Genomic DNA, 23,627 nt, shown 5'->3' with positions numbered 1-23,627 from the left:
TTTACAGACAATAAAACAGTGCTCAATTCGGTAGTATGGCTTTTATGGTAGATACGGGGGCGCAGATGGAAGGCAAACTCACCAGAATCGAAATGGATGAATTAGTGGCCTTAATAGGAGGTTCCGAAATGACGAGCCAACAGTTCGAGCTTTTTGTTCAACAACTGAAACATCTGTCTCCGCAGCAACTTCGTTCTTTGCAAAGCGAGATAAGCAGTAACTTGCCATCTGAGCCAGCTGCTATCATCAACGACGACGAAATGCAGTTAATCAGCAGCCTATTTAGCAACTAACCAAGCCATTTCGCTCAGCTAGCACAACTTGCTTGGATTTCAAATCACATCTAAAATTAATTTAGGAGGTGGTTTAATGTCCATATCGCCAGTTTCAAATAGCTATCCTATACTTCAGCAATCTTCTAAGATGGCCGAAGAAGCAGCGAGTGAAATTAATCAAATACAAAAGTTTGATTCTCTTAAAATTGACGGCCTCGAATTTAATAAAGTGGGCTCGATAAAGAGCCCGAAAAAGTAACCCAAACTTCCCCGCCCTCCTCGTACGCTGATCCACTCATCAAACTCAATCAATCTCAGCAGTACAATCGCATCGGTACCAACATGCTCCAGCGTGATCAAGATATGATCGGTACGATGCTTGATCTTCATGTATAACCCGCTTTACTTGAAACACTCTAGAAAATATTTGGATTTCGTTACGCATTAGATTGGTGTTTGTCGTGGGTATGCGTAGAATTGCCAGTTAAATTATAAAATCTATATTGATATGCCTAAATTGAATATACACCAACGTGACTATGTGTCTGTGTTAGGTGGTGAAATCAGCAAGCTGCAATTAGAGCAGAGCCTACAACCAAACTTCGATGCGCCAAAACTCAAGCTAACGCCCAGCCCGTCATTAACCGACAAGAACCTCGATCGTCGATGGTCTGTACTGGATAACCTCACCGATAAAAGTGTGTTGCTTGACGAGTTCACCGATCAGATCAAGTCTGACTACTGCAAAAACATCGAACATTTTATCGGAACCGTAAATGTGCCAGTTGGTGTCGCCGGCCCTCTTAGAGTTAATGGTCTGTTCGCAAAAGACGACTATCTAGTGCCTTTAGCCACCACTGAAGCGGCGCTTGTTGCTTCCTATAATCGCGGGGCTAACCTTATTACTGCTGCTGGTGGCGCGTCTGCAATGCTACTAAACGAAGGTGTAACTCGAACCCCTGGTTTTGCCTTTAAAAGCCTTGCTCAAGCTGGCCAATTTGTTGCTTGGGTGGTCACTCAGTATGAAGAGTTTAAGCGCCTCGCAGAGTCAACAACATCACACGGCAAATTGAGTGATGTCAGCGTTAATATCGAAGGCAATCATGTATACCTTGTTTTCGAGTTCCTGACAGGTGACGCTTCAGGTCAGAACATGGTGACTATTGCCACGAATGTTGTGTTTGAATACATTCTTGAGCATACGCCTATCGAACCAGATTACGCTTTCTTAGACGGCAACTTGTCTGGTGACAAAAAAGCGAACACGCAAACTCTGCGCAGTGTACGCGGTAAAAAGGTGACTGCAGAAGTTCATATCAGTGCAGAGCTTGTACAAAAGTATCTTCACACGACACCTCAAAAGATGATGCAGTTTGGTCAAATGACCACAGTCGGCGGTGCGTTAAGTGGGACAATTGGTATTAATGCTCATTACGCCAACGCATTAGCAGCTTTGTATATTGCTTGCGGTCAAGATGCCGCGTGTGTTGCAGAATCTGCAATTGGTATGACGCGAATGGAAGTCACCGAAGACGGAAGCTTGTATGCCAGTGTAACCCTACCTAACCTAATGGTGGGCACAGTCGGTGGCGGCACGGGGTTACCAACACAAAAAGCATGCTTGGATATTCTCGGACTTTATGGCTCTGGTAAATCCCAAGCGTTAGCAGAAGTTGCTGCAGCATTATGCCTAGCCGGCGAATTGTCTATTGTTGGTGCCTTCTGTGCGGGTCACTTTTCAAAGGCTCACCACAAATTGGCTCGATGATTCAGGTTTTCAACCACACAAATACAAAAGACCTCAATACTGCTGTCTTGAGGGCTTTTCTTTTGTTTTCGAAATTGAACAAACTTTGGAAGTTGATACTGCTTCTTTTTATATTCGCGTCTTATGTTTAGTTAGACTCCGCTAATTCAACACGCTTACTGCCCTTTGATCGGTTGTGTAACCATAGACCGCTAGATTTCATAAGATAACCAAACACACCACCAAGAATCAGCGAAGGGACAACTATCGCCCAATCCCCATTCGCTGCAAAAGTCGCACAAGAGCCAATAAACGTTCCGGGAATATAACCTAGCCAAGATTGTTTTGCTTGGATACACATGAAGAAGGCGATAACAGCCGTTAGCAAATAGCCCACGATATCAATACCAACCCAAGTTGAACCTTGAATAATGACCATCGCCCAGAAGACGCCTGTCATATTAGTAATAAGGCTTTGTGCTAGGCCAGTAAGGCCATCTTTTGGAGAGGCAAAGTAGCTTGTGCAACCGAGGAATCCAGCCCAAGATAAAAGCCCAAGTGATATGGCCAACCAGCCCAAATTCCAGAAAGAAGACCAGTAGTTAGTGAGATTGCTAATAATGTGCTCATTGTGACTATCGCGAGTGCGCCTCTCTACTCAAAAAGAGAGTCTATGTTCTGCATCACTAAAGATCAGTGTTTTTGATCACATATTCAAAGCAATATAAACGGTGAATTACATTGAATTTTTTAAGCAATCGTTTTACCAACATAATTTGTTATTAATTAGGTGAGTTTAATTGTAGCGCCTCATCATTCTTTGGCCTTCTCGCATGATTCGTTGGGATAACGGATTTTCAGACATATCCCTACGCCAAATAAATGAAATTGTTCGCTTCATGCAAAGATCGGGAACATTTAATGCGACTAATTTACCACTTTCGATATCTTGTTTTACGTCTAGATAAGGTAAGCAGGTTAAGTACTGGCCATTAGCACGATACTTTGTAACACTGGGACATGATCATATTCGCGCCAAACATCGAGGTCTGGAATGAGTTTACTGATCGCATGGTCAAAAATCTGCCTTGTTCCAGAACCTGATTCTCTCAACACCCATTTAGCTTGTTCTAATTGAGCGAGACTCACTTCATCATGAAGTGCATAGGGATGATGAGATGACGCTACTACAGACAAATGATCTTCGCATAACACAGCAATATCAGTTCGATTGTCGTCACAGCGCCCCTCAATGATGCCCAAGTCGTATTTGTAATTGAGAACACCTTTAATCACGCTGTGGGTACTTCGCACATTCAGCTCAATCTCTATCTCAGGGAAATCTCTATCTAACTGGCTTATCAGGTTAGGTACAATATGTTCACCCGGTGTTTGACTTGCGGCAAGTTTGATCTTTCCACTTAATAAATGCTGATTATAAAACCCTTTGTCGATGTGCTGTGCGTTTTGCAATAGACGCTTAACCTTCGGGCGCAACAACATTCCCCAATAGGTAAGCGTCATTTGTTTACCTTGACGTTCAAAAAGTGGTTTCCCTACCGACTTTTCTAACTGTATCAATGATGAGCTCGCTGCCGACTGTGTTAGCTCGAGCTGCTTAGCCGCCTGGCTAATACTCGCTAAGTCTGCTGCTGCATCAAAAACGGATAGTTGTTTAAGTGAATAGTGCACTTATCGCCCTTCAAACGTGGTCAAAGAATTAACAAGCCAAACTGGCAATCGGTTGCATTGTAACTTCTAGAATATATTAATCAATATTTTTGATATACTTTTTAAAGACAATCAAATTAACTTGTAGTAATTTGTTTCACACTTCCTTGTGTCGAAAGTTTGAACGGATATAAACCACGAGTAACTCATTGAGCTAAGAGGTAAGCATGAGCAGCAGTGACACTATACATAGACAGCAACTACTCCCTCCCGAAATGATGATCGAAGCGGAGCGTTTTGCTCTAAGCAAGGCTTCTAAAAGCAGTAGCATGACGGTCAGCTTGGCCGTCATGGCTGGTGCTTTTATTGGACTCGCTTTCTTGTTTTACATAACGGTAACGACAGGTAGCGCATCTGCAGGTTGGGGGTTAAGCCGATTTGCTGGTGGCTTGGCATTCAGCTTGGTCTTATTTTAATCGTACTTTGCGGAGGCGAACTGTTTACAAGTTCAGTGCTATCTAGCATTAGCTGGGCAAACAAACAGATCAGCTTTCGAAAGATGATGTCGATTTGGGCAAAAGTCTACGTAGGCAATTTTATCGGCGCGATGTTGCTCCTTGCCCTAGTCTTTGCCGCAGGCTGTATCAGCTTGATCACGGCCAGTGGGGCCTGAATGCGCTAAACATCGCCCTTCACAAGGTTCACCACACCCCAGTACAAGCTGTTGCGCTTGGCGTTCTATGTAATCTATTGGTTTGTTTAGCGATTTGGCTAACTTTTTGTACTTCTAATCCGTTAACTAAGGCGATACTAACCATACTTCCTGTTGCCATGTTTGTGTCGACAGGTTTTGAGCACTGTGTAGCCAACATGTTCATGATTCCTTTGGCCATTGCGATTCAATCATTTGCGCCAGAGTCCTTCTGGCTAGGCATCAATGCCTCGCCTAACGCGTATGCCGATCTCAATATTGTTCAGTTTGTCACAGCTAACTTAATCCCTGTCACGATCGGCAACATCATCGGAGGCTCGGTACTGGTTGGGCTAGCAAACTGGGGGATCTATCGTAGGCCAGAACTCAAAGCGGCCAAAGTTATAACAATGAATCAATCAGTCGAGCTTCCATCTGTCTCTTGCTCAAGGCCCGTAGAAAACCTCACGGCCAAGGACATCATGCAGACACAACCATTCTGCCTAAACACGAAAATGACGATGTTGGAAGCCGTCGAAGAGTTAAACAGACACAAGCTAAGCTGTGCGCCAGTCGTGAACCTGAATGGCGAGCTAGCGGGCGTTTTCTCGCATCATGACGTCATGACTCAAGCTTGGTGCAAAGATTATCAAATAGATAAAAACGTGAAAGTTTCAGAGTTGATGACAACTGAAATAGTATCCATCGATTCAAAAGAAACGATTAAAGCTATTATCGAGTTCATGTGCATCGATAAAGAACAGCTCTACCCTAACAATGGATACGGTATTGCCAGCCAATGGAATGATCTTTCATTGGAACAGAGAGCAAAGGGAGCAATTGTGGCTAGACCACAAATGTTACCGGTTTTGGATCACGGCCACTTTGTTGGCGTAATCACACGTAGTCAGGTCGTGTCTCAACTAACGTCTCAAAGCGAAACCAAACCCTATTTAGTGGTCGGAAAGAAAGCGTAACGAAAAAGCCCCGCAAGTGCGGGGCTTTGTTAATATTGGCGAGGTGATTACTTTTGAATACCTTCTACGTGTAATTCCATATCAACGTAGCTTGAATCACCCATTACTTTGATATTGAAGTCTGCCAACTCTAGACGAGTTGTACCAATGAAACCAGCACGTTGACCGCCCCAAGGGTCTTGACCCGCACCGATAAACTCAGCAGCGATAGTGATAGGCTTAGTCACACCGTGTAGGTTCAGATCGCCATTGATGTCTAGCATACCGTTACCTTTGTCTACCACATCCGTACTTGTAAACGTAGCGGTAGAGAACTTTCCTGCATCAATGAAATCAGAACTACGGATATGCTTGTCACGCTCTGCATGATTTGAGTCAAGGCTTGTAGTATCGATTGTCACTGAAACAGATGAAGCCGCTACATCTTTTTCATCGTAAGAGAATTCGCCAGAGAACGTGTTGAAACGACCTTTGATGAAGCTGTAGCCCAAGTGGCTTACTTTGAAGTTAACAGAAGCGTGTGCGCCTTTAGTATCAATTACATAGTCTGCAGCATTAGCAGTTAAAGGAAGGCCCGCTAGTAGTGCTAATCCTGTAGCTAGAACTGTGTTTTTCATTTTGAAACTCCTATCATTTTGCGTAGCGTGTCGTCTTTATCAATAAAGTGATGTTTGATTGCTGCAAGTGCATGGACACCTGCAAGTAAGATCAAGCTCCAAGCCGCGTAGAAGTGAACTTCTCCGGCGATGTCAGCTTGGGAATTAAATAGTGCTCCGAGGCCAGGGACGCTAAACCAGTTAAATACGTCAATACCTCGGCCATCTTCAGTAGAAATGAGATAACCAGAAACCGCGATCACTAAGATTAGACCATACATAGCAAGATGCGCTAACTTCGCAGCGATCTGTTCAAACGGTTTGCCTTCTACACTCGGCGCTGGTGTCGCCAATTTCCACACTAGGCGAAAGAGTGTTAAACCAGCTAGAAGAATACCGACGGATTTATGCCAGTGTGGAGCGGTACGATACCACTCGCTATAGTAAGACAAGTCAACCATCCACAGTCCAACTCCGAACATCCCTATGATGACTACCGCTGAAACCCAGTGAAAGGCTCGAGCTACAACGTTGTAATTTTTAACCTGCGAAGTCATGGACAATCCTTTTATTTTCCGTCGCCGTGTGATTTGGCGATAACCTCAAAACTTGATTTAAGTATTTACCATTATTTATTCACTAAAAAGCACTCATGTTTGACGAAGTTATTCAAATAATTCGAACAGCCTACAAAATGTGTGGTAGAGGTCTCGCTATCGGGGAATAACTTGTTCAATTTCATAGAGTTCATCAGCGATGTCAGCCATCTTTCGCTCAATAATTTTCTGCGAATCATTCACGCCTTGATTGTAAAAAAGCGGACCAAACCGCTGCAATATGAAATCAAATAAGAACTCTCCATCAAACTGTTCTAACTCAAAATCTAACTCGTTACTCATGTACTTACGCAATGCTTCACAAGCATCTCTTCTTTGATCCTTACTAATCTCTATCTTGCTCATTGTTTAACCCAACTTCTCTATAACGAACTTATACCCAAGTAACCATATCGCAATGGGTCACACTATGCATAAAAAAAACATGAGGTTTAATAAAATAAGAGCATAATGCACAAAGGCTTAGACGCACTGAGCTCAAAGGAAAATGAATGCTAGGTCCATTTTAAACGGAGGTTGTCGTTGTTACTCGATGTCTTAATACAGAGTGTTAATGAATTTCAGGCTGACTGCATGAAGCTGTGTGAAAAGCATTATCCAACGATTCATAATCAAGGTATGAGCGAACACCATCTTGGCGCAGCGTTCTCACGACGCCTTGCTCGTACTCTCAACGAGTTTGGACACAGTTGTGACTTTGGGCCTTTGGAGTCAACTAAGTCAAGTGATCTGCCGCATCACTACCGAGTTAGCTCAGACGTAGGCACGGTGTGGATTCTCACCTCTCATATGGTGAGTGCGGGGAAAGTTTGTCGTCAAAAGCTTTTTAAGCAAGTCGAAGCTTGGCGCAGAGAGTATGGTTACGCGATTCAACCCAATGATCTTCTGTTACTTCTGTCGGATCACTGGATTAGCCGCAGTAAGCAAAGTCGCGAGCTACTGCACTGGTGGACCGGTCAACTTCCAGATGAAATCGATGAGTATAGTGCCCAAGGTATCAGCCTTTATGAAAGTGACTCACAACTTAGTCAATCACTTGAGAGCCTTTTTAACCTAGCACCCTACTACATTAAATTTTCGCACCCACTAAAACGCTCTAACAACCAACAATTAGTCCGAAAATATATCCAGCTCTATGCAGTTGTTCAGTGGGATTAATGACCGGATATACAAAAGTTTGTGTATTCGGTATGTTTGGCTCTAATTCATTGAAACTATGATAATAAACTCACTAATTACTAATTCTTGATTGAACCTACAAATCCTTAGTAAACGTCTTCTTTTGCCGCAAAAATTTGTGGCTTAACATCACTAATGTGTTTCATTAATTTGTACCCGCAGCTACAATTCTTTATGTTGATTACACTATTGATATATTGCGCAGAGTTGTTACTTGTTGTCATTTGGCGAGTAGATACGTCTCTAGAAGGAATTGCTGTCGTATTATGAATCTCACCACTAAAAAACAGTTTGAAGCTTGTTTGTCGTTAAGTAGTGAAAATCATTATCTAGCCTCATATAACGGATTACACTTTAACAGTGTTTTTCAGCCCATTTTTGGCACTTCTCTTGAAATCGTAGGTGTTGAAGCTCTAGTCAGGATTAAAGATAGATGGGGCAACCCGATCCGACCTGACCTCTATTTCAATTCAGATGAAATAGATATCGACGAGAAAATCGATGTAGAGCGACTGACACGCGTTATCCACATCCGTAATTTTTCAGTGTCGCAATACAGAAAGAAAAATCTTTTTCTAAACGTGTTACCTGCCGCTGGCGAATTTTTTGCAGATGACAGCGAAACCTCTCGATTGCTCGCACGGCGTTTACAAGAATTAAGAATAGATCCTGAGCAGATCGTCATGGAACTGGTCGAGATTGAATCTCAAAACACCAAGTTACTCAGCCACGGCTTGACGAAACTTAAAGACGACGGATTTAAAGTCGCCATTGACGACTTTGGCGCGCGAGCTTCCACTGAGGAGAGAGTGAGGTTAATAAATCCATCTATCCTAAAACTCGATCGAGGATTACTTCTTGATTACATGAATGGCAACAAAGCCGCCCTGTCGCACGGTATCTCGTTAGCGAAAGAAGTTGGGGCTCAAACAGTGGTAGAAGGGATTGAAACCAAAGAGCAACTCGATGCAATGCTCGAATTGCCTATAGACATGTTTCAAGGCTACTTCCTTGCAATGCCTGAAGCCATGACGCCAGAGCTCAAAGCAGCAATATGAAGCCGCAATACGAACCACAAAAAAAAGCAGCCTAATTGGCTGCTTTTTTAACCGCACTTTGTTAACGCTGTTTCGTTAACAGTAGGTGCCGCCCAAATATAGCTATTTTACTTCGCCATAGCGTTCGTAATACAAGACGGTAGCCGCAGTTCGTGAGGGTACCTGAAGCTTCTTAAGCAAGCTTTTCATATGTACTTTTACTGTCGATTCAGAGATAAATAGATTATCGGCGATCTGTTTGTTCCGGTAACCTTTCGCGACTTCTTTAAGAATCTGGCTTTCTCTTTCGGTCAGCAAATCAAATACATCATCTTTACCACCACGTTCGCTGAGATAGTGCGCGACTTCCTTGCTGTAGGCTGCCTCACCAACCAAAGCGCCTTTGAGCAGCTCAATGAGCTCATCGGGCTCCGTATCTTTTAACAGGTAACCATCTGCGCCCGCTTTGACAATCGCATCTATATCCAATGCACTGTCTGAAACTGTAAGAATCACTATCGTAGCGCTCGAACCGTCAGCTCTAAGCGCTTTGAGAGTATCGAGGCCAGACATACCCTTCATATTTAAATCGAGTAGGATTAGGTCTGGTTCAAGCTCATGAGCTTTAGCAATCGCATCAGCCCCGTTGCTCACATCCCCGATTACTTTAAATTCTGGCTCAAAATCTAACAATTGCGCAATGCCTCTGCGCATCAGTGGGTGGTCATCGACCAACAGTACGTTACACTGTGACAAATCAATTATCCTTAGAACGTTTATATTGTAACTTTACTAGGCATCCGCCATTTGGCTTGGATTGAATATCGAGTTCGCCGTTTAATCGCGCTGCTCGCTCCTGCATTATTGACATGCCGTAGTGATTAATTTGTTCGTTTACCGCATCGAATCCAATTCCATCATCAGAGATCGTCACTGTGGTTATCTCTTCATCAACAACACAATCAATGGTGATGTTCTCTGCATTCGCGTGTTTGATTGCGTTGATTGTTGCTTCTCGAATTAATTGTAGTAAATGAACTTGTTGATGGGCATTGAGCTCAAGTGAAGATAGCTCACTATTAAGCTCTATCTTCGCATCTGACTGTTCAGCCAATTGCCTAATCATTTGCGTCAGCGCTTGACCAAAACTGCCCTCTTTTATTGTTAATCTAAAGGTTGTAAGCAGCTCTCTAAGTTGGGTATAAGCGCTAGACAACCCGGTTTCTAGCTCGACCATTACACGCTTTGACTTTGCCATTTCGTCGTCATCTGGCACGTCTTTTAACGTACGCTTAAGCAATGATACCTGAATCTTAAGATAAGACAGTGACTGCGCTAAAGAATCATGAAGTTCACGCGCAATTGTTGCACGCTCTTCCATAATCAACAGCTGTTCAGCTTGTCTTTGGGCGTGATTGTAATAGATTGCTCTGGATAAGATCTGAACGAAGTTTCCAATCAAAGCGTCATCTGGACATGGTAATCCATATTCGAAATAGAGATAACCTAACTTGTGGTCATCTAGCACTAACTCTCGAACCTGATTCGTTTCCCCACTAAAGTCACCTTCGTATAAGATAGTGCTCTTCTCTCCTGCTTCATCGATTTGCAACTTGGCAGCGGTGACACCTTCAATGCTCACTATGTGTTTTAAGATCGCTTGGAAATTGTCTGTCGTAATTCTTGAAGCCGTTAACTCTTGAGATGACTGATACAATACACTCAACGACTGATTGGCGTGCTGTAGACGATGTGTTTTCTCGTTAACAGCCAGCTCTAACCCCCTATAGAGCTTGCCCAGATCAAACGCCATGTTATTAAACGTCTCCGTTAATATTCCCATTTCATTATCGCTTTGAACTGGGAGAGCAACGTTAAACGAGTGAGATTGTATTTGTTCACTCGCCAAAACCAACCGTCGTAACGGTGCGACAATTTGTTTGCGAATGTAGTGTACAACGAAGATACTGATGAAAAGTATTCCACCTAATCCGATCCCACCAACCCAAGCCAGTTTGATCAGTTTTTGCTCTGAAAAGGTCTGTAGCTTAAACACAAAGCCATCTATCTGCTCAACAAAGTCTTCCACGAGCGGTAAGTATTGCTCCCTCTGCTCGCTGTACAAGATGGATTTAAGTTCATGCCAACGAGCAATCAACCGATAGTAGTCTTGAGTAATATCGTCAGGTACCAACCAATGCTGAAGCGCTTTCATCGAAGGAGAATATATGGAGTCTTCAAACTGCTCGATATGTTCAGTGTAATCGACCGATTCTGAATGAATATCGTAAGCCAATCGGTAACTTTGCATACGCATTGAACCAGAAACATTAACAGCCTCGGCGTCATTAAGACTCGATGCCAATGTCATGAGCGCATAGTTGGTTGTAACAACAGACAACAGCAGAATAAAAATCATCGCTTTCGCGATAGTACTAGTGACCGAACGTGTTTTTGTATTCAAGGAGTTACCCTAATGTTGAAGCGCATGATGTACAACAAATGAACATTCTATTATCAGATGTATCAATATGTGATCACTCGCCTCTAAATATCTTGATCTAGAACAAGTTTAACACTCAATTAACCCCTTAGGGGTATTTAATAGAATGTGTCAAAAACTAAAATTTATATATCAATAAATAACAGAATATTACAAATTTTGAGCTAACCTTTGATAAGGATTCTCATCAGTTAGGTGCGTGTGTGGTTGACCTGTCAAGAAGACGACTGTTTAGAAGAAATACCGGTAATAGCGATAACCTTTCGCTCCCTTGGATAAAAAACGCTGAATCGTTTACTGACAACTGCACTCGATGCGGTCTTTGTGTTGATAAGTGCCAAACAAAAATCATCGTAAATGGAGATGGTGGCTTCCCATCTATCGACTTCACTAAAGATGAGTGCACTTTCTGTTATCAATGTGCTGAAGCCTGTCCAGAAGGCCTGTTTCTTTCAAAGGAAGAGCCGCCATGGCAAGCAAAGGCAAAAATAGAGGCTAATTGCCTCGCGATTAACAATGTCGAATGCCGTAGCTGTTCCGATATGTGTGACGCTATGGCTATAGGTTTTTCATTTCAAGTTGGCAAAGTCGCCCAACCTGAAATAAACCTTGATGAATGTACAGGTTGCGGTGCGTGTGTTGCAAGTTGCCCAACTTCATCCATCAATGTGAGCAATTTATAAATAATAACGAGAGACAGTTATGGCACTAAACGAAGTGCATATTTCTAGCTTAGTAGTTCATGTAGCTCCAGAGCATTTAGACGCGATAAAAAACCAAATCACTCAATATGAGAATGCGGAAATTTATGCTATAGCCCTGAAGGAAAAATCGTGGTTGTACTAGAAACACAAAACCAAGGTTTTATTACAGAAACTATTGATGCAATTAACAATTTACCGAATGTACTGAGCACAGTTTTGGTCTATCACCAGATCGAAACAGAATTAGACGACGCGGACATGGACACTGGAATTAAACATTCCCAAATTGAGGGTGAAGTATGAAAATGACACGACGTGCGTTTGTGAAAGCAAACGCGGCTGCATCAGCGGCAGCAGTTGCAGGGGTAACACTCCCGGCTACAGCAACCAACCTGATTGCTAGCTCTGATCAAACTAAAATCACGTGGGATAAAGCGCCTTGTCGTTTTTGTGGTACGGGCTGTTCTGTTCTAGTTGGAACGCAGAATGGTAAAGTGGTTGCTACACAAGGTGACCCAGAGTCACCAGTAAACAAAGGCCTTAACTGTATCAAAGGCTACTTCCTCTCAAAAATCATGTACGGTACTGACCGCCTAGAAACGCCTATGCTGCGTATGACTGACGGCAAGTACGACAAAAATGGCGACTTCGCTCCAATAAGCTGGGATCAAGCATTTGATATCATGGCTGAAAAGTGGAAAGACGCACTTAAGAAGCAAGGCCCTTCCGGTGTCGGTATGTTTGGTTCTGGTCAATGGACCGTAATGGAAGGCTACGCCGCAGCTAAGATGATGAAAGCAGGGCTTCGCTCGAACAACATCGACCCTAACGCGCGTCACTGTATGGCATCTGCTGTAGTGGGCTTTATGCGTACGTTTGGTATTGATGAGCCGATGGGTTGTTACGACGACTTTGAACACGCAGATTCTTTCGTTCTGTGGGGTTCGAACATGGCTGAGATGCACCCTGTTTTATGGACTCGTATCACTGACCGCCGTTTAAGCCATCCGCACGTTAAAGTGAACGTGATGTCAACGTACTACCACCGCTCTTTTGAACTCGCTGATCATGGTTATATCTTTGAACCACAGACTGATCTCGCGATTGCTAACTTTATTGCTAACTACATCATTCAAAACGATGCGGTTAACTGGGACTTCGTGAACAAGCACACAACGTTCAAGCAAGCTGCGACTGACATTGGTTACGGCCTACGTGACGAGCACCCTCTTCAAAAAGCGGCTGCCAATCCGAACTCCGGTGACATGTCTTCTATTTCTTTTGAAGAGTACAAAGCATCTGTTGCTGAATACACTGCAGAAAAAACAGCGCAGCTATCTGGCGTTTCTGAAGACAAGCTTGTTGAACTTGCGAAGCAATATGCCGATCCAAATACCAAAGTAATGTCACTTTGGACAATGGGTACGAACCAGCATACTCGTGGTGTTTGGGTTAACAGCTTGATTTACAACCTACACCTTCTTACCGGTAAGATCTCAACCCCAGGCAACAGCCCATTCTCACTAACGGGTCAACCATCAGCATGTGGTACAGCGCGTGAGGTAGGTACTTTCGCTCACCGTCTACCAGCGGATATGGTTGTCGCAAACCCTAAACACCGTAAAGTTGCAGAGAAGATTTGGAACATTCCAGATGGTGTTATCCCACCGAAGCCAGGCTACCACGCGGTATTGCAAGACCGTATGCTTAAAGATGGGAAACTTAACGCTTACTGGGTGATGTGTAACAACAACATGCAGGCAGGCCCAAACATTAACGACGAACGTCTTCCAGGTTACCGTAACCCAGAAAACTTTATCGTGTGTTCTGACCCATACCCTACTGCAACCGCTCAGGCTGCCGACCTAGTACTTCCAACAGCGATGTGGATTGAAAAAGAAGGCGCTTACGGTAACGCAGAACGCCGTACTCAAGCTTGGTACCAGCAAGTCGACACTGTCGGTGAAGCCAAGTCTGACCTTTGGCAAATCATGGAGTTCTCTAAGCGCTTCAAGATGGAAGAAGTGTGGACAGAAGAGATGCTAGCTGCAGCTCCTCAATACCGCGGTAAAACCATGTACGACATGTTGTTTGCCAATGGCCAGATCGATAAATTCCCAATCGAAGAAGCTCGCGAGTTAAATGACGACGCTCATCACTTCGGCTACTACGTACAAAAAGGTATCTTTGAAGAGTACGCACAATTTGGTCGCGGCAAAGCACACGACTTGGCTCCGTATGATGTTTACCACGAAGTGCGTGGCCTTCGCTGGCCAGTTGTCGAAGGCAAAGAAACCCTTTGGCGTTACAAAGAAGGCTCAGATCCATATGCGAAAGAAGGGTCTGGCTGGGACTTCTACGGTAAGCCAGACGGCAAAGCCTTTATTATCTCTGCTCCTTATGAAGCGCCACCAGAGTCGCCAGACGAAGAATTCGATCTATGGCTATGTACAGGTCGTGTTCTTGAGCACTGGCATACAGGCACAATGACTCGTCGTGTCCCAGAGCTGTATAAAGCAGTACCAGACGCAGTGTGTTACATGCACCCTGCTGACGCTCAAGCTCGTAACCTTCGTCGTGGTGATGAAGTTCTTATCGAGAACAAGCGTGGGGAAGTTAGAGTTCGTGTTGAGACCCGTGGCCGTAACCGACCACCTCAAGGACTTGTCTTCGTACCATTCTTTGATGCTCGCATTTTAATCAACAAGCTGATTCTTGACGCAACAGACCCACTTTCGAAGCAAACTGACTTCAAGAAGTGTCCTGTCAAGATCACTAAAGTTGCTTAATCAATATCGGGACAATGGCAGCTCAGCGGACACTGCGCTGCCCCATCAAAGAATTAGCCTTAAGGCGGAGAAAATACAATGAAAAAACTGATGACAGCACTAATTTCAGTTGGAGTTTTGTTGACGGGCGTTGCACAAGCAGAACTTGATAACCCAGGCGGCATTGGCGGTATGGAGTCACTACGTGGCGCTAGCGAACTTGAAGCCACTCGCCCAGCCGATGACTTCAAAAAGTATCCACGTGATCAAGTTTTAGAGAGTGAATACGTTTATCAGCCACCTCTTATTCCACACACAGTACGTGGTTATGAAGTATCTCTAAATGCGAACAAATGTCTTGCATGCCACAGTTGGAAAAATGCGAATGAAATGGGCGCGACTAAAGTAAGTGTGACTCACTATGTAAACCGAGAAGACGCAGTACTCGCAGACATGTCACCTCGTCGTTACTTCTGTCTGCAATGTCACGTCCCTCAAGCTTCTGCTAAGCCGTTGGTTGAGAACGAATTTAAACCTGTCGATTCGTTACGTTAATTGTAGCCAGATAGAAAGCGAGGCTATTATATGAAATTACTAAAAGCGTTTTGGAAGAGACTAGCAAGCCCAAGTAAGGCCGCGGTAGGCGTGGTACTGTTTATGGGTTTCGCTGGTGGTCTTCTATTCTGGGGCGCGTTCAACACTGGCATGGAGGCAACCAACACAGAAGAATTCTGTTCAGGTTGTCACGCTCCAATCGTAGCGGAAATTCAAGAGACAATTCACTACTCTAACCGCTCGGGTGTTCGTGCCATCTGTTCAGATTGTCACGTTCCTCATGAGTGGACAGATAAAATTGTTCGCAAGGTTCAAGCATCTAAAGAGTTGGTGGCACACTTTATGGGGACCATCAACACTCAAGAGAAGTTCGAAGCCAAACGTGGTTACCTAGCAAACCGTGAGTGGCAGCGTCTGAAGGCTAATGATTCTCTAGAATGTCGTAACTGTCACCAGTTTGATTACATGGACTTCTCTGAACAAAGTCCACGTAGCGTAAAACAACACTCAACTGCCCTAGCGTCTGGCGATAAAACATGTGTAGATTGTCACAAAGGTATCGCGCACAAACTTCCAGATATGCATGGCGTAGAAGGTTGGTAGAAGGAATCGAATCATGAGTACATTAGAATCTGTAATTTGGCACATTCTCGGATATGGAGCGATGCCCTTCATCATTCTTTCTGGTTTTGCCGTCGTCGCAGCAATATCGATTTGGATTCTTTCTTTAGGCAAAGACAAAGATATTGAGTCCTAACTGGCATCAACCAAGTAGAACTAAAAAGCCACGCAAATGCGTGGCTTTTCCTTATTCAGCAAAACTAATCTTCAGGGTAACCGTTCGGATTATTTGATTGCCAACGCCAACTGTCTGCAGCCATTTCTGCCAGCGTACGTTTGGTAAACCACTCGAGCTCATGACGTGCCTTTGATGCGTCGGCCCAATACTCAGCAATATCTCCAGCACGGCGAGGTCAAAGCAGGAATAATCCCAGTAACTTTCTCTACTCTTGTTAAGACAGAACGTTTACTGTTACTTAAGTTATCAAATATTACCGGCTTAAATCCCGCTTCGATAAGCCTGATACAAGTGTGACTTCCTATATACCAGCGCCACCTGTCACTAAAATGTTCTTCATCGGAATACTTGTTCCATTAAGTCATGGTAAAGCATCCACTAGAACAGCGTTAGCTATTCAAACGATGCAAACCATTACTCACTTCAACAACAAAGCGTCCCTTACCTTCCGTTTTGGCCTGATACATTGCTGTATCAGCCGTTTTCATGATCGTGTCGATGGAGTAACCCGAATGGGCGACGTGGAACACGCCAATACTCACGCCGACTTTCATTTCACGACCGCGATAAACAATTGGATTGGAGAGAACGCTCACCATTTCTTCTGCAAGAATGGTAACCGTATCAACATCAGATGAATGAACGATGACAACAAATTCGTCCCCTGATAGACGTGCTACCGTGTCGCCGGCCAGCGTTTTCGATAACAGGCGGTCTGCTACCTGCTTTAACACTTCATCACCCGCATCGTGGCCATAGTTATCATTGACCTGTTTAAAGCCGTCTAAATCTAAATATAACAGTGCAAATGGATGGAAATGGTTCGCCTGGCGTCCTATTAATTTTTCCAGTTCTCGGTTTAAATGAGAACGATTGGCCAATCCTGTCAAAGAGTCATGATGAGCTAAGTACTCGAGTCGCTCCATCTCTTTCAAATTCGACAAGTCAGATAAGATAAATACCCAGTCGTAAGAGCCTTCCTTTTCAATATTTAATAGCCGGCTTACACGAGCAAAAATCGGGACTGAGTGGCCATCTTTATGGTGTTCCCAAACTTCTCCTTGCCAGTGACCAAAATTGGAAACAGCCTCTTGAATATCCGCCATCATCGCGCCAAATTGTTTCCATTGAAAAATGTCTTCCGGGCGCTTTTCAATTAGCAGCTCTTGTTCATAACCTAACAAGCGAGTGACTGCAGGATTTGCGATGCTGATTTCGCCGTCGCAGTTAATAACGAGCAACCCATCTTGGCTACTTTCAAACACGCTAGCTGCAAGTCTTTGTCTATTCCGAGCCTGCTCAGCTTCCGTTACATCTAAAACCGCAAACAGATATAAGTTCTGTTTTGTTAACTTACGGCAGCTCACTCGAATCAGCTGATTTTTGCCAAAAACATCGTTAACACGAAGTAGCTTATCGTCGAATTCTCGTCCTAATGTTATGGCTGAAGATAAAAATGCATTTTCTTCTGACTTTATTAAATCAAGTAGTCGTATCCCTTGTAGGTATTGATGAGTGCATTTAAACACTTGTGTCGTTGACGCGTTAAAGTGTTCCACAATGCCTCGTTCATTCACCACTAAGAGCGCGTGTTGAACGGCCTCGATAACCTCATTGGCAAAAAACTTTTCCTGCTCTAACTTATCAAGTGTAAAAGCCACTTGTGTATCCCGTTGAGCGATTCTCTCAAGCATAATGTTGAACGCCGAAACAAGGTCGCCAATTTCGTCCTTCGCCTCTAGAGGTATCTTGGTTTGCTGACCTTTACGTTCAATGACATTTTGAGTCGCGCGATTCAAAGCGTAGACAGGTTTGATAATGAAGCGTTGTACCGCCATATATAAAACCGTCGACGACAAAGTCAGTAGCACTAAATACAAAATGGCGTTATCGACCGAGTCTAGATAGATGTCATCGAAACTCCCCTTGCCTACCGTGAGGTTGAGGTGGGCAATGGTTTCACCTTCAATGGTTACTGGGACTTTAAGAAAAATGTAAGCATCACCAAAAATGAATGATTTCTCTTCGAGTTCATTTTGTTGACTAGCCGATAGATTCGGTAGCCGAGTTAAACTCGCTCTGTACTGAGAGAACTCTGCACCATCTGCGGTGACCAAGTTCGCACGTACAATCTCATCATCAGCAGAAAACGCATCCATCACTTGTGAGGCAGCATAGGCATCGTGGAACAGAATCGCGCCTTGTAAGTTAAACGCGACACCGCTTGCAAGAGCAGTGACTCGTTCAATGACATGGGCTTTCTGTGCTTCGTAAGCTCGACTGAAGCTATACACCTGCGAGACAACAAAAATCAGGCCCGTAAAAAATATGATTGGAAGGATCAATTTCGTCCTCAAAGAGGCACGCTTGAACAAACTCATTGCGGCTCCTCCTCAATGATTGAAACTCGCATCAAGTTGGCAGAAAGCCGATAACTTCCGATATTTGAGGTCCTAACTTTTGGTTTGATCTGTTTTTTTATTGTAACGAGTTCGATAGCACCACCGTATCGAGTGAAATTGGGTACATCACCCACGGTTACGAGCTCCCTAGGGACGTTTTGCAATCTTTTTAGGCTGTTAGGCGTTGAGATATAGACGATATCGCATTCGAAAGAGGACTTTTCCGCGAGTACTAGGGGTAACTGTCGGATCGTTTTGTTCTCTATAATCTCTTTTAACGTCTGCCTAACTCTTCCATCGTCTGGGACACAAAATCGGATCTGCTGCATCAAATGTTCATCTTCCCAATGGACGAAATTTGCAATGCGAAAAAGATAGACCGCTTTAATCTGCTCTGACGTGTAAGTTTGTGCACTCATAGCAGTGATAGGAAAGAGAAATGATATTGCAGTCAGGACAATCAACCTAAAAGTCATGAGAGACCCTCAGGTACGCAATTTGATCATTACTCTGACCTGTTCGAGTTTGCCGCCAATCGGCTGAATAGTCTTCATCAAAGAGGTTTTGGACAACCGCTTCAAACATAGGCGCATGAGGATGCTTTTGCCAAGCTAAGCGTGTGTCGAAGGTTACGAAATTCGGAATTTTCCCATATAGACCTCCGTACTCCGTTATTTGGCCTTTAGCAATAACATCTAACTGCCATTGAGCATTTATTTGCCATAGGCTTTGAATCGTCGCGAGATGCTGGTGGTCAATTGAGTACCAGTTGCTTTCATCTATTGAAGTGTTACTGACCCCATCCCAACTGTGTTCAGCCGAAAGATAGGTGTAATTTGCGAAAACTTGATAGTTTGACGACAAAACATACTGAGTCGCAAGTTCCAATCCATAGGTATCGACTTTATAGGTATCAATATAATTGACTCCTACAACATGAGGATATCGACTATCAAACCAGTTAGGACCCAAGCCTTTAACATTATCGTGCTTAGTCATAAATACAGTGGTATCAACATCAAAGTTACTCCCTTGATAACGATAGCCAATCTCCGTTGTTATCGCACTTTCTACATCAAGATCCTCCACTGAGCGGCTTGCAACCGCCATAGCACTATTCGGGCTTGTCAGATAATTTTGAATATAGATGGTTGAGGAATCGGCATACGAGGGAGAAGTCACTGCCCGACCTATACCTGCCCATATTGAATGGTGTGTATCTAACGAGTACAAGCCTCTCAATTGAGGTTGTAATTCAAAAGTATTTTTATGTTCAAAGTACTCCGCCTTAATGCCGAATACAGTATGGAATTGTTCTGTCCAATAGTAGTCCGATTGCCCAAAGAGGTTGATCAAAGAGTCAACTTCCCTATCTGTCGTCGCTGCCCGCACGTAGAAAGGTAAATTAAAGAAGTCGATGTCATCGATATGCTGAGAGTATGAAACTTCGATCAATCGATAACCCATGCCGTAATTCAACCTATGATTGTCACTGAGCTGAGTAACGTAAGTGGCATCGAGATCTATCGTTTTGTAGTCGCCTGGAGAGTCTAAGGCGTCTTCATTGTTGGAGGCAGCCCACACGCCATAGCTGCTTGTTGTGCGCTCGCTTATTGATTGTTCGACTAAAAATTGGACATAAGAAGCGTGACTTTCTATTTTATACTGCTGAGGAGAAAGACTAGAGAGCTCTCCGAAATCATCATAATGGACCATAAGCCCCGGTTGGTTAAACTCACTCGTCTCCCCCCAAGCCTAAACACCCAATTACGATCACTTTGTTGGTTTTCAAATACTAAGCCAGCTGAACGCTTCGTTATCATGACATCCGAGTTATTGGAGTAGACGTCATTCTTAACCTGTTTGTAATAAGCCCGAGCCGCAATGTCTTGATTAAACTGCAAACCATGTCTAAAGCTCGCATTGTAATTACCCGATCCTGCGAATGTTCCTTGTGCGTAAGTGCCCAAAGTGTCATACGCAGACTTTGTGATGATGTTGATAACACCGTTAACGGCATTGCCACCCCAGACGGAACCACCCGGCCCTCTCAATACTTCTATGCGGTCTATGTCTTGCAAAATGTAATCAATATCCGACCAATACACGCCGCCATAAACCGGGCTGAACAAGCTTCGTCCATCCATCAAGACCAGCATTTTGTTGTAAAGACCGTCATGAAATCCACGAGCCGAGACTATTGATTCGTGTTCACTAAATTTTGTGACATTCAAGCCCGGAACCAGCGCCAAGGCTTCGGCAATAGTTCTGGCACCGCTACGATTGATGCGGTCAGAATCTAGAACATATACGGCAGCAGGAATATCCGTTAGTTTCTGTGAGGCTTTTGATGCGGTTTTCATTTCGACACTAAGCAATGACAACTCTTCGATGCTCAGATCCATCAATTCATCGAGGGAGTCGTTTGCTAGCAAACAAGTACCGTAAGATACGGCGATTAGTGGGAAAGCGCTTTTAACTAACTTATTCATTCAATGTTACGTGTGTCGAATATGTGACTAGTATTCCATGATTAATCTATCAAGAGTATATAGCACAACGTATTTTTAACTCGATTAGTTACTAAACTTGAATTTGATCACTGTTTATAGACACAATTTATAACATCGTTTATTAAGACAAAATTAAGCTAAGACAACAATGAATAAACGATCAATCCGCTTGAACTGCGACATGGGCGAGAGCTTTGGAACCTGGGTTATGGGCCAAGATGATAAGGTCATGCCCCACATTGACATGGCCAATATTGCCTGTGGATTTCATGCTTCCGATCCTAGTGTCATGAGCCGGACTATTGAATTGGCTAACGCTCATAACGTTGCGATCGGTGCTCATCCCAGCTATCCCGATCTCCAAGGGTTTGGTCGGCGCTCAATGACTATTGACCCCTGTCAGCTAACAGATTTAATCATCTATCAAATTGGGCACTTGAAGCTTATGCCGAAGCAGAGGCACACAGGTTCAATACGTTAAGCCTCATGGCGCTCTTTACAATGACATGCTTAAAGATGAGCAGATTTTTGAAGCTGTCGTGGATGCGGTCTCTTGCTTTAACATTCCACTGATGTTGCTCGCGAAGAAAGACAACCAAGCATTATTGGAAATTGCCGATAACTACGATGTCCCACTCTTGTTTGAGGCATTTGCAGACCGAGCGTATATGGATGACGGCTCTCTCGCGCCACGAACGATGAAAGGCGCCGTGTTGACGGATGAAGAAGCGATTTTGGAGCAAGTGCGGCTGATACACATCCACAAAGAAGTGATATCCATAAATGGTAACCGAGTTGAACTAGAGGCCGATACACTGTGTGTACATGGCGATAATGATGAATCCATTAAGCTCATCGAATCAATCGCAGAAATTTTGGAGGAAGAATGACTCCGAACTTTTCGCTAGAGCCGATTGCAGAATGCAGTTTGATCATTCGCTTTGAACCTCAACCTCACATTCAGATGCCGCAACATATAAGCCGTGTGGCTGAACTGCTTCAAGTTGAACTTGGGACGTATATCATGAATATTACGCCGTCGTTCTCTACGATTCTAATTGACTACTTACCACATCGCGTAACCATATTTGAGTTTTTCCAACGCATTGAAAATATTGTGTTGGAATGTCACGTTGAAAATAACACGCAAGCGGCCGTCATCAACCTACCTGTTTTTTACCATGACAGTGTCGGGCTCGACCTTAAGCGGTACTACGAAAAAGGCCTGACACTTGAGGATGTGATTGAACAACATACACGACCGACCTATCAAACGGCCGCAATTGGATTTGCCCCTGGTTTTGCTTTTCAAGAAGGCGTACTTGAAACCTTATTTCTACCTCGGCTACCAACCCCAAGGTTAGAGGTGGCGAAAGGGAGTGTCGCCATAGCAGGAACACAAACAGCCATCTATCCTAATCGCTCTCCCGGAGGCTGGAATATTATTGGCAACTGCCCGATTGATCTCTATTGTCCAAACTCTATGCCGATGACCCCATTTTGCGTTGGCGGGCAAGTCAAATTCTATCCGATCGAAGAGGCTCGTTATCAAGAGTTAAAGGGCTGCAGCTTTAGGGAGTTCATTAGTGGCTAATACTAAGACTAAGACTCATTCGCTAACGGTACTTAAGCCGGGGGCTTTAAGCCTGATTCAAGACTTTGGACGCTTTGGTGTCGCTCAGTTTGGTATAACCCAAGGCGGGCCTGTGGATGACTACGCCTACAGTTGGGCTAATTATCTACTTGGCAATCCGGTGAATTGCCCAACCATTGAAATTACTTTAGGACAAGCCGCCTTTCGTATAAACGATAGATGCAAGCTCGCTATCGCTGGAGGTGATCTCCATGCCAAGCTCGATGGTGAACCAATTACCAACTGGTCAAGCTTTACCGCACAACCCGGGCAAGTGTTGTCTTTCTCACTTGCTAGAAACGGGTTAAGAAGCTACCTAGCAGTAAAAGGCGGTTTTTTTCTCACACCACAACTTGGGAGTGTGAGCACAGTACAAAGGGACCTTTTAGGAGGGCTCCACAAAGACGGACGCCCTCTAGCGAGCGATGACACACTACTTTTCCATCATCATGAGGCCCCGCAGCTCAACTCTGAAATGACCTTTCGTTTTCGCCCCGACTACAATCGTCCAATAGAGCTCCGAGTGATTGAAAGCTATCAAAGTGAACACTTTTCGGAATCAAGTTTGAATCGTTTTTATTCCAACACTTTCCGAGTTGGCCAAAATAGCAACCGTATGGGCTATCGTCTCGAAGGAGAATCGATCCAAGGTCCTGACTTACATTTAAAGAGTGAAGGAATTGCACTTGGCAGTATTCAAATTCCACCAGACGGTCAGCCAATTATTTTGCTCAATGATAGACAGACCATTGGTGGCTATCCAAAAGTTGGATGCGTAGCTCGAATCGATTTACCGCGTTTGGCCCAAGCAAAGCCGGGACAACAAGTCACATTCGTCAAAGGGGACTTACTCGGACTACAAGAAGTTTGGAGTCAATGGGCGCGCTTCTTCGGTTACTGAAATCACATCTATAAAATGGCCCACTTTTTACTCAAAAGCGGGCCTGTGTAAACTCACTC

Annotated in this window: 20 protein-coding genes and 7 pseudogenes; 15 read left to right on the top strand and 12 right to left on the bottom strand. The window is 44.0% G+C overall.

Annotated elements, in window-relative coordinates:
* Positions 1-35 precede the first annotated feature (35 nt).
* From UA76_RS15275 to UA76_RS15265, 3 genes and pseudogenes are all read left to right on the top strand, one after another.
* On the top strand, positions 36-293 hold the full coding sequence (locus UA76_RS15275) for a hypothetical protein (RefSeq protein WP_162198954.1): 258 nt from the start codon (positions 36-38) through the stop codon (positions 291-293).
* A 76-nt stretch (positions 294-369) separates the two neighbouring features.
* Positions 370-671 (top strand): annotated as a pseudogene (locus UA76_RS25695) (hypothetical protein).
* 112 nt (positions 672-783) lie between these two features.
* Positions 784-2,043 carry a hydroxymethylglutaryl-CoA reductase gene (locus tag UA76_RS15265; protein WP_047047867.1) on the top strand — a complete coding sequence of 420 codons (1,260 nt, stop codon included), beginning with the start codon at positions 784-786 and terminating at the stop codon, positions 2,041-2,043.
* Positions 2,044-2,170: 127 nt separating this feature from the next.
* On the opposite strand, the pseudogene UA76_RS15260 reads toward UA76_RS15265, so the two are convergent.
* Positions 2,171-2,652, bottom strand: a pseudogene (locus UA76_RS15260) (DUF1097 domain-containing protein).
* Between the two features lie 166 nt (positions 2,653-2,818).
* Positions 2,819-3,714: pseudogene (locus tag UA76_RS15255) on the bottom strand (LysR substrate-binding domain-containing protein).
* A gap of 206 nt (positions 3,715-3,920) precedes the next feature.
* On the opposite strand from UA76_RS15255, the pseudogene focA reads away from it, so the two are divergent.
* A pseudogene (focA, locus tag UA76_RS15250) lies at positions 3,921-5,361 on the top strand (formate transporter FocA).
* A gap of 47 nt (positions 5,362-5,408) precedes the next feature.
* Here the strand turns inward: focA and UA76_RS15245 are convergent.
* From UA76_RS15245 to UA76_RS15235, 3 genes are all read right to left on the bottom strand, one after another.
* The gene (locus UA76_RS15245) at positions 5,409-5,978 is read right to left on the bottom strand and encodes a YceI family protein (protein WP_047047864.1); all 570 of its coding nucleotides are present in this window, start codon (positions 5,976-5,978) and stop codon (positions 5,409-5,411) included.
* On the bottom strand, positions 5,975-6,514 hold the full coding sequence (locus tag UA76_RS15240) for a cytochrome b (RefSeq protein WP_047047861.1): 540 nt from the start codon (positions 6,512-6,514) through the stop codon (positions 5,975-5,977). The genes UA76_RS15245 and UA76_RS15240 overlap by 4 nt, the downstream gene beginning before the upstream one ends.
* Before the next feature lie 156 nt (positions 6,515-6,670).
* Entirely contained in the window at positions 6,671-6,919 is a 249-nt protein-coding gene (locus UA76_RS15235; protein WP_047047859.1) for a DUF2164 domain-containing protein, read from the bottom strand.
* A gap of 177 nt (positions 6,920-7,096) precedes the next feature.
* Here UA76_RS15235 and UA76_RS15230 point away from each other — a divergent pair, with 177 nt between their 5' ends.
* Both UA76_RS15230 and UA76_RS15225 read left to right on the top strand, forming a co-directional pair.
* Positions 7,097-7,732 carry a hypothetical protein gene (locus UA76_RS15230; RefSeq protein ID WP_047047857.1) on the top strand — a complete coding sequence of 212 codons (636 nt, stop codon included), beginning with the start codon at positions 7,097-7,099 and terminating at the stop codon, positions 7,730-7,732.
* Between the two features lie 287 nt (positions 7,733-8,019).
* Positions 8,020-8,811 (top strand): EAL domain-containing protein, encoded by a 792-nt coding sequence (locus tag UA76_RS15225; RefSeq protein ID WP_047047853.1) that lies wholly within the window; start codon positions 8,020-8,022, stop codon positions 8,809-8,811.
* A 102-nt stretch (positions 8,812-8,913) separates the two neighbouring features.
* Here the strand turns inward: UA76_RS15225 and UA76_RS15220 are convergent, their stop codons facing one another.
* Positions 8,914-9,546, bottom strand: a complete 633-nt coding sequence (locus UA76_RS15220) for a response regulator (protein ID WP_047047850.1) — start codon at positions 9,544-9,546, stop codon at positions 8,914-8,916.
* 1 nt (position 9,547) lies between these two features.
* Positions 9,548-11,254: a nitrate/nitrite two-component system sensor histidine kinase NarQ gene (narQ, locus tag UA76_RS15215; RefSeq protein ID WP_075202587.1), complete on the bottom strand. Its 1,707-nt coding sequence runs from the start codon at positions 11,252-11,254 to the stop codon at positions 9,548-9,550.
* Positions 11,255-11,496: 242 nt separating this feature from the next.
* Here narQ and napF point away from each other — a divergent pair, with 242 nt between their 5' ends.
* The 6 genes and pseudogenes from napF to UA76_RS23120 all read left to right on the top strand — a co-directional run bounded on the left by napF (position 11,497) and on the right by UA76_RS23120 (position 16,077).
* Positions 11,497-11,976, top strand: a complete 480-nt coding sequence (gene napF / locus UA76_RS15210) for a ferredoxin-type protein NapF (RefSeq protein ID WP_047047844.1) — start codon at positions 11,497-11,499, stop codon at positions 11,974-11,976.
* Between the two features lie 19 nt (positions 11,977-11,995).
* Positions 11,996-12,300, top strand: a pseudogene (locus UA76_RS15205) (chaperone NapD).
* Positions 12,297-14,786 (top strand): periplasmic nitrate reductase subunit alpha, encoded by a 2,490-nt coding sequence (gene napA, locus UA76_RS15200; protein ID WP_047047841.1) that lies wholly within the window; start codon positions 12,297-12,299, stop codon positions 14,784-14,786. The pseudogene UA76_RS15205 and the gene napA overlap by 4 nt, the downstream one beginning before the upstream one ends.
* Before the next feature lie 78 nt (positions 14,787-14,864).
* A complete protein-coding gene (locus tag UA76_RS15195; RefSeq protein WP_047047838.1) occupies positions 14,865-15,320 on the top strand; it encodes a nitrate reductase cytochrome c-type subunit in 456 nt (151 codons plus the stop codon).
* Positions 15,321-15,350: 30 nt separating this feature from the next.
* Positions 15,351-15,923 (top strand): NapC/NirT family cytochrome c, encoded by a 573-nt coding sequence (locus UA76_RS15190; protein WP_047047834.1) that lies wholly within the window; start codon positions 15,351-15,353, stop codon positions 15,921-15,923.
* A gap of 13 nt (positions 15,924-15,936) precedes the next feature.
* Positions 15,937-16,077 carry a TIGR02808 family protein gene (locus tag UA76_RS23120; protein WP_075202586.1) on the top strand — a complete coding sequence of 47 codons (141 nt, stop codon included), beginning with the start codon at positions 15,937-15,939 and terminating at the stop codon, positions 16,075-16,077.
* A 224-nt stretch (positions 16,078-16,301) separates the two neighbouring features.
* Here the strand turns inward: UA76_RS23120 and UA76_RS25690 are convergent.
* The 5 genes and pseudogenes from UA76_RS25690 to UA76_RS23475 form a co-directional block, all read right to left on the bottom strand.
* A pseudogene (locus UA76_RS25690) lies at positions 16,302-16,459 on the bottom strand (NAD-dependent epimerase/dehydratase family protein); the annotation flags it as partial.
* A 49-nt stretch (positions 16,460-16,508) separates the two neighbouring features.
* Complete coding sequence (locus UA76_RS15185) at positions 16,509-18,500, bottom strand: diguanylate cyclase domain-containing protein (protein WP_047047832.1); 1,992 nt, start codon at positions 18,498-18,500, stop codon at positions 16,509-16,511.
* Positions 18,497-18,940, bottom strand: coding sequence for a YfiR family protein (locus UA76_RS25685; RefSeq protein WP_162198955.1), 444 nt, complete (start codon positions 18,938-18,940; stop codon positions 18,497-18,499). The genes UA76_RS15185 and UA76_RS25685 overlap by 4 nt, the downstream gene beginning before the upstream one ends.
* A 46-nt stretch (positions 18,941-18,986) precedes the next feature.
* Positions 18,987-20,105 (bottom strand): TonB-dependent receptor plug domain-containing protein, encoded by a 1,119-nt coding sequence (locus UA76_RS23480; RefSeq protein WP_052772065.1) that lies wholly within the window; start codon positions 20,103-20,105, stop codon positions 18,987-18,989.
* A 71-nt stretch (positions 20,106-20,176) separates the two neighbouring features.
* Positions 20,177-21,013 carry a TonB-dependent receptor plug domain-containing protein gene (locus tag UA76_RS23475; RefSeq protein WP_052772064.1) on the bottom strand — a complete coding sequence of 279 codons (837 nt, stop codon included), beginning with the start codon at positions 21,011-21,013 and terminating at the stop codon, positions 20,177-20,179.
* A gap of 169 nt (positions 21,014-21,182) precedes the next feature.
* On the opposite strand from UA76_RS23475, the pseudogene UA76_RS15170 reads away from it, so the two are divergent.
* The 3 genes and pseudogenes from UA76_RS15170 (at position 21,183) to UA76_RS15160 (ending at position 23,568) form a co-directional block, all read left to right on the top strand.
* Positions 21,183-21,924: pseudogene (locus UA76_RS15170) on the top strand (5-oxoprolinase subunit PxpA).
* On the top strand, positions 21,921-22,628 hold the full coding sequence (locus tag UA76_RS15165; RefSeq protein ID WP_047047826.1) for a 5-oxoprolinase subunit B family protein: 708 nt from the start codon (positions 21,921-21,923) through the stop codon (positions 22,626-22,628). The pseudogene UA76_RS15170 and the gene UA76_RS15165 overlap by 4 nt, the downstream one beginning before the upstream one ends.
* The gene (locus UA76_RS15160) at positions 22,621-23,568 is read left to right on the top strand and encodes a 5-oxoprolinase subunit C family protein (protein WP_047047821.1); all 948 of its coding nucleotides are present in this window, start codon (positions 22,621-22,623) and stop codon (positions 23,566-23,568) included. Before UA76_RS15165 ends, UA76_RS15160 begins: the two co-directional genes overlap by 8 nt.
* Positions 23,569-23,627: the final 59 nt, after the last annotated feature.

This window comes from Vibrio mexicanus, from assembly GCF_001012815.1.
GTDB classification, from domain to species: domain Bacteria; phylum Pseudomonadota; class Gammaproteobacteria; order Enterobacterales; family Vibrionaceae; genus Vibrio; species Vibrio mexicanus.
This window is presented reverse-complemented; position numbering and strand designations above follow the sequence as displayed.

Excerpts from the sequence above, each read along its gene's own strand:
- UA76_RS23475 (WP_052772064.1), bottom strand. The coding sequence starts at position 21,013 with ATGAATAAGTTAGTTAAAAGCGCTTTCCCACTAATCGCCGTATCTTAC.
- napA (WP_047047841.1), top strand. The coding sequence starts at position 12,297 with ATGAAAATGACACGACGTGCGTTTGTGAAAGCAAACGCGGCTGCATCA.
- UA76_RS15265 (WP_047047867.1), top strand. The coding sequence starts at position 784 with ATGCCTAAATTGAATATACACCAACGTGACTATGTGTCTGTGTTAGGT.
- UA76_RS23120 (WP_075202586.1), top strand. The coding sequence starts at position 15,937 with ATGAGTACATTAGAATCTGTAATTTGGCACATTCTCGGATATGGAGCG.
- UA76_RS15225 (WP_047047853.1), top strand. The coding sequence starts at position 8,020 with ATGAATCTCACCACTAAAAAACAGTTTGAAGCTTGTTTGTCGTTAAGT.
- UA76_RS15275 (WP_162198954.1), top strand. The coding sequence starts at position 36 with ATGGCTTTTATGGTAGATACGGGGGCGCAGATGGAAGGCAAACTCACC.
- UA76_RS15245 (WP_047047864.1), bottom strand. The coding sequence starts at position 5,978 with ATGAAAAACACAGTTCTAGCTACAGGATTAGCACTACTAGCGGGCCTT.
- UA76_RS15240 (WP_047047861.1), bottom strand. The coding sequence starts at position 6,514 with ATGACTTCGCAGGTTAAAAATTACAACGTTGTAGCTCGAGCCTTTCAC.
- UA76_RS15195 (WP_047047838.1), top strand. The coding sequence starts at position 14,865 with ATGAAAAAACTGATGACAGCACTAATTTCAGTTGGAGTTTTGTTGACG.
- UA76_RS15190 (WP_047047834.1), top strand. The coding sequence starts at position 15,351 with ATGAAATTACTAAAAGCGTTTTGGAAGAGACTAGCAAGCCCAAGTAAG.
- UA76_RS15185 (WP_047047832.1), bottom strand. The coding sequence starts at position 18,500 with ATGAGTTTGTTCAAGCGTGCCTCTTTGAGGACGAAATTGATCCTTCCA.
- UA76_RS15165 (WP_047047826.1), top strand. The coding sequence starts at position 21,921 with ATGACTCCGAACTTTTCGCTAGAGCCGATTGCAGAATGCAGTTTGATC.
- UA76_RS15235 (WP_047047859.1), bottom strand. The coding sequence starts at position 6,919 with ATGAGCAAGATAGAGATTAGTAAGGATCAAAGAAGAGATGCTTGTGAA.
- UA76_RS25685 (WP_162198955.1), bottom strand. The coding sequence starts at position 18,940 with ATGAGTGCACAAACTTACACGTCAGAGCAGATTAAAGCGGTCTATCTT.